Raw genomic sequence first — 16,583 nt, 5'->3', positions numbered from 1 at the left:
AGCTGGCGCGTTTCCTGCAAGTCCCCTCTATATCGCCATAAAACGAGCACTTGCGGTGATTGCGCAGGTGCGTCGAACGGTACGCAGGTATTACCCAGATGGCCCGCAAAAGCTTGATACAGCTTGGCTGAGCCCTGTGACGAACAAGAGGGGAAGGGAATGAAGGCAGTTATTTTGGCGGGTGGCCTGGGCACGCGAATCAGCGAGGAATCGCACCTCAAGCCCAAGCCAATGATCGAGATCGGTGGCAAGCCAATTCTCTGGCACATCATGAAACAGTACTCCGTTCACGGAATACACGATTTCGTGATTTGCCTTGGCTACAAGGGCTACGCGATCAAGGACTTCTTCGCCAACTATTTTCTGCACACCTCTGACGTTACGTTCGACATGCGTAACAACCGCATGGATGTTCACCAGAATTACAGTGAGCCATGGCGCGTCACCCTGATCGACACCGGGGAAGAAACCATGACGGGCGGGCGCTTGCGCCGCGCTCGACGTTATGTCGAAGACGAACAGGCATTTTGTTTTACCTACGGTGATGGTGTGTCTGACCTGAACATTGGTGCGCTGGTCGACTTCCATCTTTCACACGGCAAGATGGCGACCGTCACCGCCGTCCAGCCACCTGGCCGTTACGGTTCGTTGAGTCGCGAAGGTGACCGCGTTCTGGGCTTCACCGAAAAACCGCGTGGCGACGGCGGATGGATCAATGGTGGTTTTTTTGTCCTGTCGCCCAAGGTGCTGCCGTTGATCGACGGCGACGAAACCTCGTGGGAGTCCGGTCCGCTCGATGGTCTTGCCGCGCGCGGCGAGCTCATGGCGTTCCAGCACGATGGTTTCTGGCAACCCATGGACACCCTGCGTGACAAGAATCATCTGGAAGCGTTGTGGCAGAGCGGGGAGGCCCCATGGAAGCAATGGGACTGAGCCCGCAATTCTGGCGTGGAAAGCGGGTCCTGGTCACCGGCCACACCGGTTTCAAAGGCAGTTGGCTGACGCTGTGGCTGCAAAGCCTGGGGGCCCAGGTCAGCGGGTTTTCCCTGGATCCGTCCACCGAGCCGAGCCTGTTCGAACTGGCACGGGTGCACGAAGGCATCAACGATCAGCGGGGCGATCTGCGTGATCTCGGCGCCTTGCTGGAGCTGATCGCCGAAACCCAGCCGGAAATCGTCTTGCACCTGGCGGCCCAGCCGCTGGTGCGCGAAGGTTATCGCGACCCGTTGGGCACCTATTCCAGCAACGTCATGGGCACCCTCAACCTGCTCGAAGCGATTCGTCAGGTGGGCGGCGTGCGCGCCTGTGTGCTGGTGACCACCGACAAGGTCTACGCCAATCAGGAATGGTTGTGGCCGTACCGCGAGAACGAAGCACTGGGCGGTCACGACCCTTACAGCAGCAGCAAGGCTTGCTGCGAGTTGCTGGCGCAATCCTATGCCGCCTCGTTCTTTCCTCCGGAAAAGCATGCCGAGCACGGCCTGGCCCTGGCCACGGCGCGCGCCGGCAATGTGCTGGGCGGTGGCGATTTTGCGCCGGAGCGTTTGATTCCCGATGTTCTCCGGGCCTGGTCGGCGGACGAGCCCGTGACCCTGCGCTACCCGCAGGCCGTGCGTCCCTGGCAGCACGCGCTGGAACCCTTGGCCGGTTATCTGCAATTGGCTGCCGGCTTGTATGAGCAAGGCCCGCAGTTTGCCGGTGCGTGGAACTTCGGCCCGAGCGAAGCGGACATGTGCAGCGTCGGCGAAGTGGTCGAATTGCTCGCCAGTCGCTGGCCGCAGGCACGCGGCTTGCGCATCGAACCGAGCGACTTGCACGAGGCCGGTCTGCTGCGTCTGGACAGCAGCCGCGCCCGTCAATTGCTGGCCTGGCAACCGCGCTGGTCGTTGCAGCAGTGCCTGACCCAGACCCTGGATTGGCATCTGGCGCGGCAGAACGGTGACGACATGCGCCTTATCACCCTGAACCAGCTCAACCTGTACCGAGGCGCGCTGTGAGCGAATTTCTGTTGAAGGCGCTGCCGCTGGACGGGTTGTTCAGCGTGCAGCACAAACGCTTCGAGGACGAGCGCGGACACTTCGCCCGGCTGTTTTGCGAGGGCAGCCTGAGCGCCTTCGGCCAGGCGTTTCACATCCGTCAGATCAACCATTCCTGCACCCGCGAACGCGGCACTGTACGCGGCCTGCATTATCAGAACGCCCAGGCGCCGGAAGCCAAGTTGATCACCTGTTTGCGCGGTGAGGTCTGGGACGTCGCGGTGGATTTGCGCCCAGACTCCGAAACCTTTCTGCACTGGCATGCCGAGCACCTGCGCGCCGGCGATGGCCGCAGCCTGCTGATCCCGGCCGGGTTCGCCCACGGTTTCCAGACCCTGAGTGCCGATGCCGAGCTGCTTTACCTGCACAGTCACGATTACACGCCTGAGCACGAAGGCGGGTTGTCGGTGAACGATCCACGGCTGGCGATTGCCTGGCCACTGCCTGTCAATAATCTGTCGGCGCGCGATGCCAGCCATCCGTCGCTCGATGAACACTTCGCCGGAGTGCGTTTATGAACTGCCGTGGTTGCGGTACTCCGCTGGCCTTGCCGTTGATTGATCTCGGCACCTCGCCACCGTCCAACGCCTACGTGCGCGCCGATCAGCTGGAGCAGGCCGAGCAATGGGTGCCGTTGAAAGTCGCCGTATGCCAGCAGTGCTGGCTGGTGCAGACCGAGGACTACACCAGCGCCGACAGCCTGTTCGATGCCGAGTACGCCTATTTCAGTTCGTTCTCCAGCACCTGGCTGGCGCATGCGGAAAAGTATGTGGCCGAGATGGTCGAGCGTTTCAGCCTGACCGCTGAAAGCCGAGTGGTGGAAATTGCCGCCAACGACGGTTACCTGTTGCAGTACGTGGCCAGGCGCGGCATTCCCTGCCTGGGCGTCGAGCCAACCCGCAGCACCGCCCAAGCGGCACGGGAAAAGGGCCTGGATATTCGCGAACTGTTTTTCGGTCGCGACACCGCTGCGCAATTGCTTGGCGAAGGCTGGGGCGCCGACCTGATGGCCGCCAACAACGTGTTGGCCCACGTGCCGGACATCAACGATTTCCTCGGCGGTTTCGCGACCCTGCTCAAGCCGACCGGCGTGGCGACATTCGAGTTTCCACAACTGCTGACCCTGATGGCCGGCCAGCAGTTCGACACGCTGTATCACGAGCACTATTCCTACCTGTCCCTGACCGCCGTGCAGACCCTGTGCGAGCGCAATGGCCTGGAAGTCTTCGACGTCAGTCAACTCTCGACCCATGGCGGTTCGCTGCGGGTATTCGTGCAGCGCCTCGATGGCGAGCGTCGTGAGGTGCAGCCAGCGGTTGCGCAGCAGTTGCAGGCCGAGCTGATTGCGGGGGTGAAAACCCCGGAGTACTACGCGACCCTGGCGCCGGCTGCCGAACGGATCAAGCACGAACTGCTGCGCTTTTTGCTCCAGGCCAAGGCCGAGGGCAAGCGCGTGGTCGGCTATGGCGCCGCCGCCAAGGGCAACACCTTGCTCAACTACGCCGGGGTCAAGCCGGATCTGTTGGCCTGGGTCGCCGATGCCAACCCGCACAAGCAGGGCAAGTTCTTGCCGGGCAGCCGCATTCCGATCGTGTCGCCGCTACAAATCGAAGTCGAAAAGCCTGACTACGTGCTGGTGTTGCCATGGAACCTGCTGGATGAAATCACCCAGGCCTTTGCCTGCATTCGTGCGTGGGACGGTCGTTTTGTGATCGCCATTCCTGAGTTGATTATTCGATGAGCCGAATTCATTACACCAAGCCAAGTGTTGGCGAGCTGGAAGCAGACTATGTACTCGACGCCGTTCGCCACGGCTGGGGGGAACGCTGCTACGAGTACCTCACCCGCTTCGAAAAATCCTTTGCCGGGCACGTGGGCGCGACCTATGCGATTGCAACCTCCAGTTGCACTGGAGCGCTGCACATGGGCATGGCGGCCCTGGGCATTGGCCCCGGCGATGAGGTGATCCTGGCCGATACCAACTGGATCGCTTCGGCCGCGCCCGTGACCTATCTTGGCGCGACCCCGGTATTCGTCGACGTGTTGGCGGACAGTTGGTGCCTCGACCCGCAGCAGGTTCGACAGGCAATCACTCCAAGGACCAAGGCGATACTGGCCGTACACCTTTACGGCAATCTCTGCGACATGGATGAGCTGCTGGCCATCGGTCGCGAGTTCGGCCTGCCGGTCATCGAAGACGCTGCCGAGGCGATCGGCTCACAATGGCGTGGTCAGGCAGCCGGATCGCTGGGGGCTTTCGGTGCGTTTTCCTTCCATGGCACCAAGACCATGACGACCGGCGAAGGCGGCATCTTCGTGACGTCGGACAAGGCCTTGTATGAGCGAGTGCTGACCCTGTCCAACCATGGCCGGGTCGCAGGCAGCAGCAAACAGTTCTGGCCGGATTTCCTGGGCTTCAAATACAAGATGAGCAACCTGCAAGCGGCCGTCGGTTGTGCGCAAGTCGAGCGGATCGACGAGCTTATCCGGCGCAAGCGCGAGATCTTCGCCAACTACGCCGAGGCATTGCGCGATTTGCCGGGCCTGTCCATGAACCCTGAGCCGGAACATTCGCGCAACGGTTACTGGATGCCCACGGTGGTCTTTGACAGTGAATTGGCGATCACCCGAGACATGTTGATCGCAGCCTTCCAGGGCGCGGATATCGACGCTCGGGTGTTCTTCTGGCCGCTCTCGTCGTTGCCGATGTTCAGCGAGTTGACGGCTGCAACGCCTGTGGCCTGCTCGCTGCCGGAGCGCGCGATCAATCTGCCGAGCTACCACGATATGACCGATGACGATCAGCGTCGGGTCATCGAAATCTTGCGCACCCTGGTGCTCAAAAGGACCCGGCTATGAAAGTGTATTTGCTGGGGGCCGCCAATCCTGAAGCGGTGCGGATGATCCTCACGCTGCAACGCTGCCAGCCGGATCTGCAGTTTGCCTTCCTCGATAACGACCCGGCGAAGCAAGGCACGCTGTTTTATGGCGTGCCGGTAGTGGGGGGCACCGACAGGGTTGCCGAACTGAAAGGTCCCGACACCCGCTTCGTCAATTTGATTACCGGCAGCACGGCGCTGCGTTATCGAACCACCTGCGAGATTGTCGAGGCCGGTGGCACCCTGGGCAACTTCATACATCCGGGGATCGACCTGACGATGATCACCCTGGGGGTCGGCACGTACCTGCAAGAGGGCGTGATCATGCAGGCGCAAGTCAGCCTGGGCGATAACACCAGTATCAGCGCCGGCAGCGTGGTCGGCCATGAGGGGCAGATCGGCCATTCGGTGTTCATGGCGCCCGGTGTATGCATCGCCGGTTGTGTCGAGATCGGTGACGGCACCTTCATCGGCACCAACGCAACGATCCTGCCGCGTTTGCGGATCGGCCGTTGGGTCACCATCGGTGCAGGCGCGGTGGTGACCAAAGACGTTCCAGACCATGCGGTTGTGGTGGGTAATCCCGCCAGGACCATCAAGACCAATCCTGTTTCCTTTCAAGACGGTCGGGTTTTCAACTAACCACCGCGGCTAAATTCTGGAGAGTGTGCAATGAATCCTCATGAGCTGTTTCGTGAAGAAGTAAAAGAGAACATCGAAGGCCTGCAACAGGACAAAGCCCTGCAAGCCACGTCGCTGGATTGGGTGGGGACTACCGCCCGGCACAAGTACACCTACAACTTCAGCTGGATGGGGCGCCCGATCATTCAGTTTCCCCAGGACATGGTCGCCATGCAGGAGATCATCTGGGCGCTGCGGCCGGACATCATTGTCGAGACCGGTATCGCTCATGGCGGCTCCCTGGTGTTTTACGCCTCGATGCTGGAGCTGATCGGTCATGGTGAAGTGCTGGGCGTCGACATCGACATCCGTCAGCACAACCGCGAGGCAATCGAATCGCACCCGATGAGCAAACGGATTCAGATGATCCAGGGTTCAAGCATTGATCCGGCGATTGTCGATCAGGTCCGTCAGCGCATCGAGGGCAAGAAAGTGCTGGTGGTTCTGGACTCAAACCATACCCACGAACATGTCCTTGAAGAGCTGCGGGCCTATGCGCCGATGACCTCGGTAGGCAGTTACTGCGTCGTGATGGACACCGTCGTTGAAGACATGCCGGAAGATGCGTTTCCGGATCGTCCATGGGGCAAGGGCGACAACCCGAAAACCGCGGTATGGGCTTACCTGGAAGAGAACCGCGATTTCGAAATCGATCAGGCCATTCACAGCAAATTGCTGATCACCGTCGCGCCGGATGGCTATCTGCGTCGCGTGCGTTAATCGACAAGACATCGTTGGGTTTTTCGGCTAATGGCCGGTTGTGGGGAAATTTATGCAAGGCAAAAACAGTTCTGAACACGGTGCGGCACTTCACGAACAATTGACCGTGGTGCTGATGTCTCACGAACGTCCGGCATTTTTGCGCAGGGCAGTACGTTTTTACAGCGACTTGCCTTGCAGGATTCTGGTGCTGGACTCTTCGGCTCAAGCCCAGCCAGCAGACATGGCCGGGCAGTTTGCGAATGTGGATTACCAGCATGTGCCGCAGTACGGGTACTGGGGCGTTCGGGCCAAGCTGGCCTATGGCGTGGAACAATTGACCACGCCATTCATGGTGTTCGCCGCTGACGATGACTTCCATGTGCATGACGCCCTGCGCGAAGCCGTTGCCTTCATGGATGCCAATCCCGACTACGGCCTGTGCCAGGGTTACAGCCTGATGTACCTGGCACTGCCCAATAGCGTCAATTACTACCGTCGTGACAAGAAGGTCTGCGAAGACTATTCGGCCGAGTTGGCCCAGGATCGTGTACTGGAATACATGCACCAGTACCTCCCGCCTTTCTATGCGGTACAGCGCACCGAACTGGTACAGGACTGGTTTGCAGCCCTCCCTCATGACGCGTCCTTCCAATGGCAGGAAATCGGCCACACGTATTACATGCTGGCGCGAGCCAAGGCGCGGATTCTGCCGATCCCGTATGTCGTGCGCGAGATGAATTACGGGTACTCCGAACACAATACCGAGATCTTTCACACACTGGTTCATAACGACGCCAAGTCGGTCGCCGAGCGTGAAACCTATGCGACTTTTCTTGCCGGGCTGCCGACTCAAGTTCAAGCGCAGGACCCCGAGCAAGGCAAGCAATTCGCGTTGCAGAGCTTTGAGGCCCTGGCCGATAGCTTGCGCACCGGTCGGGCATTGACGACCGAGCTGATATTCCAGTCTGGCTGGACGAATATCGCGTCAGGCCCCCAGCGCCGTTTCGGCCCCAGGCAGTACGTCGAAATGCCGTTCTACAATCAGGCGTTTTTCGATCAATTGACCCATTTCGAATTCCTGTTGCACGCCATGCCGGCCGGGCGGGTTCAACTCAGTGGCCTGGAGGGTGTATGGACCCGTCAGCAGAATCTGATGCTGGCGCGTAACAACGACACGCCGGAAAGTGTGGTCGATCGTTTGTGGCAGGCTCACGACATCAACGTGTTCAACCGCACGGTGATCAAGCATCTGGCGGCTCAATTGGAACTGCTGGTTGACGACGAAGAGGCGCAGACCCTGCGTGACTGGGCCGCGCGTCTTGAGGCGGTGTCGATCGAGGGCAATCGTGCGACATTCGACAAAACACTGTCCGGTCGACTGCTCAAGTGGCTTGAACCTCGTCAGCCCGATGCACAAGAGGCCGAATCGATTGCCCGCCACCTGGCGGCCAACGACGGTGGTCCACAGTTCGGGATCTTCCTGCTGGATCTGGATAACGATATCGAAAAACTGCAAGTCAGCCTCGACAGCCTGCTTGAAGGTCACAGCAAGGCATTCAAAATTGTCGTGTTCACCACGGGTGAAGCACCGGCGGCCACCACGGCGCAGAACACCTTGCACTTCGTCCGGGTCACTCAAAGCAACTATGTCGACAAGCTGAACCAGAGTGCTCGTCAGTCGCCTTGCGATTGGTTGCTGCTGGCTGAGGCGGGTGACGAATTCACCGCCGGTGGCCTGTTGCGTGCCAGCCTGGAATTGCTGGGCGCTGCGGACTGCCGTGCAGTCGCCACCGACGAAATCCAGCGCACCGCCGAAGGCGCGCTGGTGGACGTGTTCCGCCCTGGCTTCAATCTGGATCTGCTGCAAAGCCTGCCGGCCGTGATGGCGCGTCACTGGTTGGTGCGTCGTGACGTATTCATGGAAGTCGGTGGCTACCAGGCCGATTTCAGCAAGGCCCTGGAGTTCGACTTGCTGCTGCGCATCATCGAGCAGGGCGGCCTCAACGGGCTGGCCCACCTGGACGAGCCGCTGCTGATTGCCCGCGCACCGGTACTGGAAGAAAACGCCGATGAGCGCCTGGCGTTAATGCGCCACCTGGGCAATCGTGGCTACAAGGCCAAGATCACTTCGGCGCAGCCTGGCACTTATCAGATCGACTACCGTCACACCGAGCGCCCGCTGGTTTCGATCATCGTGCCCGCCGGTGACGATCTGCCGGCCTTGCAACAATGCCTGCAAGGCGTATTGCTGCGTACGCGCTACAACCAGTATGAAGTCGTTGTTGCGGTCAATCCGAATCAGTCGGCTGAGGTCAACGACTGGCTCGGTACTTATCAGCATCCGAAAGTCAGCATTCTGCGTACTGACAAGCTCATGAGCGTTCCCGCGCTGTACAACGCCGCCAGTCAGCAGGCCCAGGGCGAATACCTGGTGCTGCTGGGCGCCGACAGTGAAGTGGTCAACCCGAACTGGCTTGAGTCGCTGCTCAATCACGCCCAGCGTCCGGAAGTCGGGGTGGTCGGTCCCAAGTTGATCGACCGTGATGGCAAGGTCACCCAGGCCGGCCTGATTCTGGGCATGAACGGTGGGGTTGGCTCGGCCTTTGTCGGTGAGAAGCAGGATGCCAATGGCTACATGCACCGGCTGGCTCTGGAGCAGAACTATTCGGCCGTGTCGAAGGTTTGCCTGATGATCGGTAAAGCGTTGTTCACCGACCTGGGTGGTCTGGACAGCTCGACCTTCGCTGAAGGTTTCAGCGATGTCGATCTGTGCCTCAAGGCCGGCCAGGCCGGCTACCTCACCGTCTGGACGCCGCTGGTTCAGGTCATTCATCAGGGTGAAATGCCGCAGGCGCCGAACGCCCTGGATGCGCTGCGTGAAAAATGGGCTGCCGCCTTCGCTCAGGACCAGGCCTACAACGCCAATCTGGCTTTGAGCGGCAAAGGGTTCTCCCTGGGTAAAAGCGCCCCGGTGGACTGGGCGCAGTTGCTCGCATAAGCCTGGCGGACAGGTATAAGGATTCAGGCATGTTCAACGGTAAATCGATTTTCATCTCAGGCGGCACCGGGTCGTTCGGTCGCAACTTCATCCGCCGCTTGCTGGAGCAATACCAGCCCAAGCGAGTGGTGGTGTTTTCTCGGGACGAACTCAAGCAGTACGAGATGCAGCAAACATTCAACGCGCCGTGCATGCGTTACTTCCTTGGCGATGTGCGCGATGCCGAGCGTTTGCGTCAGGCCATGCGCGGTATCGATTATGTGGTGCATGCCGCAGCGTTGAAGCAAGTGCCGGCGGCCGAGTACAACCCGACAGAATGCATCCGCACCAACGTCAACGGTGCGGAAAACATCATCGCCGCTGCCATCGACAACGGCGTGAAGCAAGTCGTCGCGTTGTCCACGGACAAGGCGGCCAGCCCGATCAACTTGTATGGCGCGACCAAGTTGCTGTCGGACAAGCTGTTCGTCGCCGCCAACAACATCGCTGGCGAACAGCAGACCCGTTTTGCCGTGGTTCGCTACGGTAACGTGGCCGGTTCCCGTGGCTCGGTGGTGCCGTTCTTCAGCAAGCTGATCAACGAGGGCGCCAAGGAGCTGCCAATCACCGATGAGCGCATGACCCGGTTCTGGATCACCCTCGATCACGGTGTGCAGTTCGTGCTCGACAGCTTCGCGCGCATGCATGGCGGCGAAGTGTTTGTGCCGAAGATTCCGTCGATACGCATTGTCGACCTGGCCTTGGGCATGGCTGAGCACTTGCCGCATAAACACGTGGGGATTCGCCCCGGCGAGAAGCTCCACGAGTTGATGGTGCCGGTGGACGATGCGCGCATGACCCTGGAGTTCGCCGATCACTACACGATCCAGCCATCGATCCGCTTCACCAGCGTCGATGTGGATTTCGCCGTGGATAAGCTGGGCGAGCGGGGGAAACCAGTAGGCGAAGATTTCGAGTACCGCTCTGACACCAACCCGCACTTCCTGTCGGTGGGGCAAATTGCAGATCTGCACGCTCGGTTGTCGGCATGATTCCCTATGGTCGGCAAAGCCTTGATCAGGGGGACATCGATGCGGTGGTCGAGGTCTTGCAGTCCGACTGGCTGACCCAGGGGCCGGCCATCGAGCGTTTCGAACGGGCGATGGCCGAACGCTGCCAGGCTGATTTTGCCGTCGCGGTGTGCAACGCCACGGCCGCCCTGCACATCGCTTGCCTGGCCGCTGGCCTGGGGCCGGGTGATCGGTTGTGGACGACGCCCAACACCTTCCTGGCTTCGGCCAACTGTGGTCGCTATTGCGGCGCCGCAGTGGATTTTGTCGATATCGATCCCCAGACCTGGAACCTCGACGCCGAGGTATTGGCCGCCAGGCTTGCCCGGGCCGAGCGTGACGGCACGTTGCCGAAAGTGCTGGTGGCCGTGGCGTTCTCCGGGCAGAGCTGCGACATGCGCAGGATTGCCGGGTTGGCCGAGCGTTATGGCTTTACGGTCATCGAAGATGCGTCCCATGCGGTCGGCGCGTCCTACGCCGGTCGTCCGGTGGGCTGTGGCGAGTTCGCGGCAATGACGGTGTTCAGCTTCCATCCGGTGAAAATCATCACCAGCGCCGAGGGCGGCATGGTCCTGACCAACCGCCCGGACCTCGCCGAGCGCCTGCAACGCTTGCGCAGCCATGGCATGACCCGGGATCCTGCGCAGATGACCGAGCCGAGCCACGGGCCCTGGTACTACCAACAGGTGGAACTGGGTTTCAACTATCGCCTCACTGATCTGCAAGCGGCGCTGGGGTTGTCGCAGTTGGGCAAGCTCGATGAGTTCGTCGTGCGTCGGCGTGAGCTGGCCGCACGTTACAAGCGCTTGCTGGCGCACTTGCCGCTGACCTTGCCTGGTGCGCAGGCGGACGCTGAATCGGCGTGGCATCTGTACGTGGTGCGCCTGCAACTCGACCGAATCAAGCTCAGTCATCGACAAGTATTCGAAGGGTTGCGGGCCGCCGGGGTCGGTGTGAACCTGCACTACATTCCCGTGCATTTGCAGCCGTACTATCGCCAACTGGGATTCGCCGAAGGTGACTTCCCGCAAGCCGAACGCTACTACGCCGAAGCCATCAGCCTGCCGCTGTTTCCGTTGCTCAGCGATGAGCAGCAGGATTATGTGGTCGAGCAACTGCGACGGCTGACTGAATAACTGCCGCAGAGCGGCTGATGGAAAATGTGCGATGCGTGAACTGACCGAACAGGAAAAATTCTGGCAAGGCGACTTCGGCAACCAGTACGTCGAACGTAACGTCGGGCAACCGCTGGTGGCGGCCAACCTGGCCTTGTTTGCCAAGGCGTTGACGCGAGCCGGACGTATTGAAAGTCTGTTGGAGCTGGGTACCAATGCCGGGAACAACTTGCAGGCCTTGCACCAGTTGTTGCCGCAATGTGAATTGTTCGGCGTCGAGATCAACGCCAGTGCCTGCGCCCAGGCCCGGACGCTGGGCATCGGGCAGATCTGGCACGGCTCGCTGTTTGATTTTCCGCGTGAGCGCAGCTTCGACCTGACCCTGAGCAAAGGCGTGCTGATTCATCTCGCTCCAGAGCTGTTGCCAGCCGCCTATGCGCAGCTGTATGAGCTGAGCCAGCGCTACATACTGATCGCGGAGTACTACAATCCTTCGCCGGTTGAAGTCTCGTATCGCGGCAACAGCGGCAAGCTGTTCAAGCGTGATTTTGCCGGTGAAATGCTCGATCGCTACGACGACCTGCAGTTGCTCGATTACGGATTTGGCTACCACCGCGATCGGCAATTCCCGGTCGACGACATCACCTGGTTTCTCCTGGAAAAACGCCCTTGAACAGCGTCGCCATCATTCCGGCTCGCGGTGGCAGCAAACGTATACCGCGCAAGAATCTCAAGCTGTTCGATGGCGTGCCGATGATTGTCCGCTCGATTCGGACCGCCATTGATTCGGGGTTGTTCTCCCAGGTGGTGGTCAGCACCGATGATCCAGCTATCGCCGAACTGGCGCGTTCGGCAGGCGCTCAAGTGCCGTTCATGCGCCCCGCAGCGCTGGCCGACGACTTCACCGGCACCGCCGCGGTAATTGCCCATGCGCTGCAAGCCCTGCGCGAGCAAGGTCAGCAGTTCGATTACGCCTGTTGCATTTACGCCACCGCGCCGCTGCTGCAGGCGCGATTTCTCAAGCAAGGGCTGCAGTTGCTGGAACAGCATCCGGACAGGTCCTTCGCATTCTCGGTGTGCGATTTCGGCTTTCCCGTTCAGCGAGCCCTGACCGTTGACGATCAGGGGGCGCTGACTGCGCTTTACCCTGAGTTTCGCGAAACTCGCTCACAGGATTTGCCAGCGGCATATCAAGACGCCGGCCAGTTCTATTGGGGACGCAGCAAGGCCTGGTTGAACGGTGAGGTGCTGTATTCACCGGCAAGCTTGCCGGTCATCCTGCCGCGCTATCTGGTGCAGGACATCGACACGCCTGAAGACTGGAAGCGCGCCGAATACCTCTACGCCGCCTTGAAGGCGGGAGGGGAGCTGCAATGAGAGTGCTGATCCGTGCCGACGCTTCGCCCACCATTGGCAGCGGACACATCGCCCGCTGCCTGACCCTGGCCAGGGTGTTGCGCGGGCAGGGCAGCCATGTGGCCTTTGCCTGTCGTCTGTTGCCGGGGCATCGCCTGGATGCGTTGCGGGCCGAGGGCTTCGAAACCTTTGCACTACCCGAGCGTTATGAGGGTGAAGACCCGCAGCCGGCCATCGAATCCATGTTGCCGTGGCAGGCGGACATTGCCGCGCTGGGGCAGGTGCTGCAAAGCCATTCGGCGTTCGACTGGGTCATCGTCGATCACTACGGCCTGGATCATCACTGGCAGACCGCCGCCCGCCGCTGGGCGCCACGGATCGCGGCGGTGGACGACCTGGCCAGCCGAACCTACAGCGTCGACCTGCTGCTGAACCAGAACCTCTCAGGTACAGCTGAGGCTTACGCATCGCTGCTGGCGCCCGGCTGCCGGACTTTGCTCGGCCCACGATTTGCCCTGCTGCGCGAGGAGTTCTGCTGTCCGCCGATCGAGATCAAACCGAGAGCCAGACGCGTACTGGTGAATTTCGGCGGGTTCGACGCGGCGATGCAGACTCATCACGCGATGCTGGCGCTGATGGATTTCCATGAGTTGGAAGTCGATTTTGTGGCCGGTGCCGATAACCCGGCCTGGACGCAGATGCAGGCCCTGGCGGCAGGTCGTCCGCTCTGGCGTTTGCATGCGTTTGTCAGCGACTTTTACCGGTTGATGACTGAAGCGGACCTGTTCATTGGCGCTGGCGGTGGTACCAGTTGGGAGCGAGCGGCCCTGGGGCTGCCAACGATCAGCATTGCGGTGTCGAACAATCAGCAGGCCAATGGCGAGGTGATGGCGGCTGCGGGTGCGCATGTGTTCATGGGTGCCCGCGAGCAGGTCAGCGTCGAGCAATTGCGCCTGGCCATCGGTTTTGTCGCGGACAATCAGGGCCTGCGCCAGAGCATGGCGGCACGATCGCGTCAGCTGGTCGACGGTCGTGGCGCACAGCGAGTGGCGGCGGCGCTGGCGGGCGCTGTGTTGAGCGTGCGCCGGGCAACCCTGGCTGATGCACAATTGTTGTTCGATGGGCGCAATGCCGAGCCGGTGCGGCGCTGGTCGCTGGAGAGCGGTGTGATCGAATGGTCCGCGCATCAGAACTGGCTGACCGCAAGCCTGAGCAACGCCCGGCGGCTGTTGCTGATCGCCGAGGCCGATGACGGGCCGGTCGGCGTGTTGCGTTATGACCTGCGCGGCTTTGCCGCCGAAGTGTCGATTTACCTGTTCGAAGACCGGCTCGGCCTGGGCTGGGGCAGGGCGCTGCTGGCGCGGGGTGAAGCCTTTGCGATGGCCCATTGGCCGCAACTGGAGTCGCTCAACGCAACCGTAATGCCGGGCAACCAGCCTTCATTGAAGGTTTTTCGCGAAGCCGGTTTCACCCAGAGCGCTTGCGCGTTCACTCGCGTATTGAAGGATCACAGAAATGACTAGTTTCAAGATTGGCGAGCGCCTGATCGGTGCCGAAGCGCCGCCATTCATCATTGCCGAGATGAGTGGCAACCATAACCAGTCGCTTGAACTGGCCCTGCGGATTGTCGAAGCGGCTGCCAGGGCCGGTGCTCATGCGTTGAAGCTGCAAACCTACACCGCCGAGACCATGACGCTGGATTTATCCGAAGGTGAGTTCTTCATCAAGGACCCCAACAGCCTCTGGGCGGGTTCCTCGTTGTACGCGCTGTATGAGAAGGCGCATACGCCATGGGAATGGCACGCGCCGATCTTTGCCCGGGCCAGGGAGCTGGGCATGCTGGCATTCTCGACCCCTTTCGATGAGACAGCGGTGGACTTCCTCGAAAGCCTCGACGTGCCGGCCTACAAAATCGCCAGTTTCGAAAACACCGACTTGCCGCTGATTCGACGGGTGGCCGCCACTGGCAAGCCGTTGATCATTTCCACAGGCATGGCCAGCATCGCCGAGCTCGATGAATCCGTACGCGCCGCCCGGGAGGCTGGTTGCAAGGATCTGGTGCTGCTCAAGTGCACCAGCACCTATCCAGCGACGCCCGCCAACAGCAATGTGCGAACGATTCCCCATCTGCGCGAACTCTTTGGCTGTGAAGTCGGTTTGTCGGACCATTCCATGGGTGTCGGGGTGTCCGTCGCGGCGGTGGCGCTGGGGGCTACGGTGGTGGAAAAACATTTCACCCTCGACCGTTCGGCGGGTGGTGTGGACGCCAGCTTTTCTCTGGAACCCGCGGAACTGGCCAGTCTGGTAGTCGAAACCGAGCGGGCCTGGCAGTCCATGGGGCAGGTGCATTACGGCGTGACCGAGGCCGAGCGCAAGTCCCTGGTGTACCGCCGTTCGCTCTATGTGACTCAGGACATGACCGCCGGCGAACCCTTCAGCACCGCCAATCTGCGGGCCATTCGTCCGGGCCTGGGACTCGCCCCCAAACACGCTGAAAGTCTTCTGGGGCGCCGCGCCCGCGGGGCGATCAAGCGTGGAACAGCGCTGGATTGGTCGTTGGTCGAATAACCTGTCGCGGGTCTGATTCGGCAAAATAGCGTGACCTGCGAGTCATAACGCGCATCTTCACTGTATTGTATTAACCGGGAAGGTGGCGCCTGGGGTCTGACTGGCCCAGTGATTGCCTTTTTATTCTTCCCGTTGTCGCCGCCTCGGGGTGACGTTTTTCTCTGTTTGTCGGCGCCCCTCGAATCCTTGCGAGCGGTGGTATTGGGCTGTTTATTATTGGGAAGCCGTAATGATTGGCATAAAAAGCATTGCGAGCTACGTTCCTGTAGCCGGCGTGGACAATTACGCACAAGGTGCAAAATTCGATAAGGATGAAGAGTTCATCCTGGGCAAGATCGGTTCGGCCTTCCTGCCGCGCAAAGGCGCTGAACAGGAAACATCCGATCTGTGCGTTGAAGCGGCCAATGCGCTGTTTGCCAGCAACCCTGATCTGAAACGCGAATCCATTGATGCTCTGATCGTCGTTACCCAGAACGGTGACGAAGAAGGTCTGCCCCACACGGCTGCCATCGTCCAGGACAAGCTGGGCCTGCCGACGACCGTGGCGGCGTTCGATATTTCCCTGGGCTGTTCCGGTTATGTCTACGGCATTTATGCGATCAAGGGCTTCATGGAAGCCGCTGGCCTGAAGAATGGCCTGTTGATCACCGCCGACCCGTATTCGAAAATCGTCGACCCGGAAGACCGCAACACCACCATGCTGTTTGGTGACGCGGCTACCGCCACCTGGATGGGCGAGGACCCGGTCTGGGCGCTGGGCAAGGCCAAGTTCGGTACCGATGGCGCCGGTGCGCCGCACTTGAAGGTGACTGACGGGGTGTTCTTCATGAACGGTCGTCAGGTGTTCAACTTCGCACTGCTCAAGGTTCCGGCGCATTTGCATGAATTGCTCGCTGAATCGAGTCTCTCGGCGGACGATATCGATGCTTTCTGTATTCATCAGGGCAGTGCGGCGATCGTCGATGCGGTGGCGCGACGCTTCGAAGGCGAGCCGGAGAAGTTCATCAAGGACATGGTCGAGACCGGTAACACCGTGTCATCGAGCATTCCGTTGCTCCTGGAGAAGCACGTTCTTGATTCGAGCTGGAAACGCGTGGCGCTGAGCGGTTTTGGTGTGGGGCTATCCTGGGGTTCGGCGATCATCTATCGTTCCTGAGTGAAAGTCTTTTCATAAAAAAGACCGATACAAAAAAAGCGTT

General features: G+C 60.4%; 15 protein-coding genes. All 15 read left to right on the top strand.

Annotated elements, in window-relative coordinates; translation table 11 throughout:
• Positions 1-159 precede the first annotated feature (159 nt).
• Positions 160-933, top strand: coding sequence for a glucose-1-phosphate cytidylyltransferase (rfbF, locus tag ACGJAX_RS28850; RefSeq protein WP_390956971.1), 774 nt, complete (start codon positions 160-162; stop codon positions 931-933).
• Positions 915-1,997, top strand: a complete 1,083-nt coding sequence (gene rfbG / locus ACGJAX_RS28845) for a CDP-glucose 4,6-dehydratase (protein ID WP_390956970.1) — start codon at positions 915-917, stop codon at positions 1,995-1,997. The genes rfbF and rfbG overlap by 19 nt, the downstream gene beginning before the upstream one ends.
• Positions 1,994-2,554 (top strand): dTDP-4-dehydrorhamnose 3,5-epimerase family protein, encoded by a 561-nt coding sequence (locus tag ACGJAX_RS28840; RefSeq protein WP_247257688.1) that lies wholly within the window; start codon positions 1,994-1,996, stop codon positions 2,552-2,554. Before rfbG ends, ACGJAX_RS28840 begins: the two co-directional genes overlap by 4 nt.
• A complete protein-coding gene (locus tag ACGJAX_RS28835) occupies positions 2,551-3,777 on the top strand; it encodes a methyltransferase domain-containing protein (RefSeq protein WP_390956969.1) in 1,227 nt (408 codons plus the stop codon). The genes ACGJAX_RS28840 and ACGJAX_RS28835 overlap by 4 nt, the downstream gene beginning before the upstream one ends.
• Entirely contained in the window at positions 3,774-4,895 is a 1,122-nt protein-coding gene (locus tag ACGJAX_RS28830) for a DegT/DnrJ/EryC1/StrS family aminotransferase (RefSeq protein WP_390956968.1), read from the top strand. The genes ACGJAX_RS28835 and ACGJAX_RS28830 overlap by 4 nt, the downstream gene beginning before the upstream one ends.
• Positions 4,892-5,557: an acetyltransferase gene (locus tag ACGJAX_RS28825; protein ID WP_390956967.1), complete on the top strand. Its 666-nt coding sequence runs from the start codon at positions 4,892-4,894 to the stop codon at positions 5,555-5,557. Before ACGJAX_RS28830 ends, ACGJAX_RS28825 begins: the two co-directional genes overlap by 4 nt.
• 30 nt (positions 5,558-5,587) lie before the next feature.
• The gene (locus ACGJAX_RS28820; RefSeq protein WP_247257692.1) at positions 5,588-6,316 is read left to right on the top strand and encodes a cephalosporin hydroxylase family protein; all 729 of its coding nucleotides are present in this window, start codon (positions 5,588-5,590) and stop codon (positions 6,314-6,316) included.
• Positions 6,317-6,368: 52 nt separating this feature from the next.
• Positions 6,369-9,296 (top strand): TIGR00180 family glycosyltransferase, encoded by a 2,928-nt coding sequence (locus tag ACGJAX_RS28815; protein ID WP_390956966.1) that lies wholly within the window; start codon positions 6,369-6,371, stop codon positions 9,294-9,296.
• 29 nt (positions 9,297-9,325) lie between these two features.
• Complete coding sequence (pseB, locus tag ACGJAX_RS28810) at positions 9,326-10,327, top strand: UDP-N-acetylglucosamine 4,6-dehydratase (inverting) (RefSeq protein ID WP_090324317.1); 1,002 nt, start codon at positions 9,326-9,328, stop codon at positions 10,325-10,327.
• Positions 10,324-11,481 (top strand): UDP-4-amino-4,6-dideoxy-N-acetyl-beta-L-altrosamine transaminase, encoded by a 1,158-nt coding sequence (pseC, locus tag ACGJAX_RS28805; RefSeq protein WP_390956965.1) that lies wholly within the window; start codon positions 10,324-10,326, stop codon positions 11,479-11,481. Before pseB ends, pseC begins: the two co-directional genes overlap by 4 nt.
• Positions 11,482-11,512: 31 nt before the next feature.
• Positions 11,513-12,133, top strand: coding sequence for a pseudaminic acid biosynthesis-associated methylase (locus ACGJAX_RS28800; protein ID WP_390956964.1), 621 nt, complete (start codon positions 11,513-11,515; stop codon positions 12,131-12,133).
• On the top strand, positions 12,130-12,837 hold the full coding sequence (pseF, locus tag ACGJAX_RS28795; protein WP_390956963.1) for a pseudaminic acid cytidylyltransferase: 708 nt from the start codon (positions 12,130-12,132) through the stop codon (positions 12,835-12,837). Before ACGJAX_RS28800 ends, pseF begins: the two co-directional genes overlap by 4 nt.
• On the top strand, positions 12,834-14,339 hold the full coding sequence (gene pseG / locus ACGJAX_RS28790; protein WP_390956962.1) for a UDP-2,4-diacetamido-2,4,6-trideoxy-beta-L-altropyranose hydrolase: 1,506 nt from the start codon (positions 12,834-12,836) through the stop codon (positions 14,337-14,339). Before pseF ends, pseG begins: the two co-directional genes overlap by 4 nt.
• On the top strand, positions 14,332-15,384 hold the full coding sequence (gene pseI, locus ACGJAX_RS28785; protein ID WP_390956961.1) for a pseudaminic acid synthase: 1,053 nt from the start codon (positions 14,332-14,334) through the stop codon (positions 15,382-15,384). Before pseG ends, pseI begins: the two co-directional genes overlap by 8 nt.
• A gap of 229 nt (positions 15,385-15,613) precedes the next feature.
• A complete protein-coding gene (locus ACGJAX_RS28780; RefSeq protein ID WP_090324307.1) occupies positions 15,614-16,540 on the top strand; it encodes a ketoacyl-ACP synthase III in 927 nt (308 codons plus the stop codon).
• Positions 16,541-16,583 lie beyond the last annotated feature (43 nt).

This window comes from Pseudomonas moorei, from assembly GCF_042846945.1.
Taxonomy (GTDB): Bacteria; Pseudomonadota; Gammaproteobacteria; order Pseudomonadales; family Pseudomonadaceae; genus Aquipseudomonas; species Aquipseudomonas moorei.
The sequence above is the reverse complement of the archived record's forward strand: the minus strand, read 5'-3'. Positions and strand labels throughout refer to the sequence as shown.

Bases quoted from the DNA above. Each gene is read 5' to 3' on its own strand.
- rfbF (WP_390956971.1), top strand. From the start codon at position 160: ATGAAGGCAGTTATTTTGGCGGGTGGCCTGGGCACGCGAATCAGCGAG.
- rfbG (WP_390956970.1), top strand. From the start codon at position 915: ATGGAAGCAATGGGACTGAGCCCGCAATTCTGGCGTGGAAAGCGGGTC.
- ACGJAX_RS28835 (WP_390956969.1), top strand. From the start codon at position 2,551: ATGAACTGCCGTGGTTGCGGTACTCCGCTGGCCTTGCCGTTGATTGAT.
- ACGJAX_RS28830 (WP_390956968.1), top strand. From the start codon at position 3,774: ATGAGCCGAATTCATTACACCAAGCCAAGTGTTGGCGAGCTGGAAGCA.
- ACGJAX_RS28825 (WP_390956967.1), top strand. From the start codon at position 4,892: ATGAAAGTGTATTTGCTGGGGGCCGCCAATCCTGAAGCGGTGCGGATG.
- ACGJAX_RS28820 (WP_247257692.1), top strand. From the start codon at position 5,588: ATGAATCCTCATGAGCTGTTTCGTGAAGAAGTAAAAGAGAACATCGAA.
- ACGJAX_RS28815 (WP_390956966.1), top strand. From the start codon at position 6,369: ATGCAAGGCAAAAACAGTTCTGAACACGGTGCGGCACTTCACGAACAA.
- pseB (WP_090324317.1), top strand. From the start codon at position 9,326: ATGTTCAACGGTAAATCGATTTTCATCTCAGGCGGCACCGGGTCGTTC.
- pseC (WP_390956965.1), top strand. From the start codon at position 10,324: ATGATTCCCTATGGTCGGCAAAGCCTTGATCAGGGGGACATCGATGCG.
- ACGJAX_RS28800 (WP_390956964.1), top strand. From the start codon at position 11,513: ATGCGTGAACTGACCGAACAGGAAAAATTCTGGCAAGGCGACTTCGGC.
- pseG (WP_390956962.1), top strand. From the start codon at position 12,834: ATGAGAGTGCTGATCCGTGCCGACGCTTCGCCCACCATTGGCAGCGGA.
- pseI (WP_390956961.1), top strand. From the start codon at position 14,332: ATGACTAGTTTCAAGATTGGCGAGCGCCTGATCGGTGCCGAAGCGCCG.
- ACGJAX_RS28780 (WP_090324307.1), top strand. From the start codon at position 15,614: ATGATTGGCATAAAAAGCATTGCGAGCTACGTTCCTGTAGCCGGCGTG.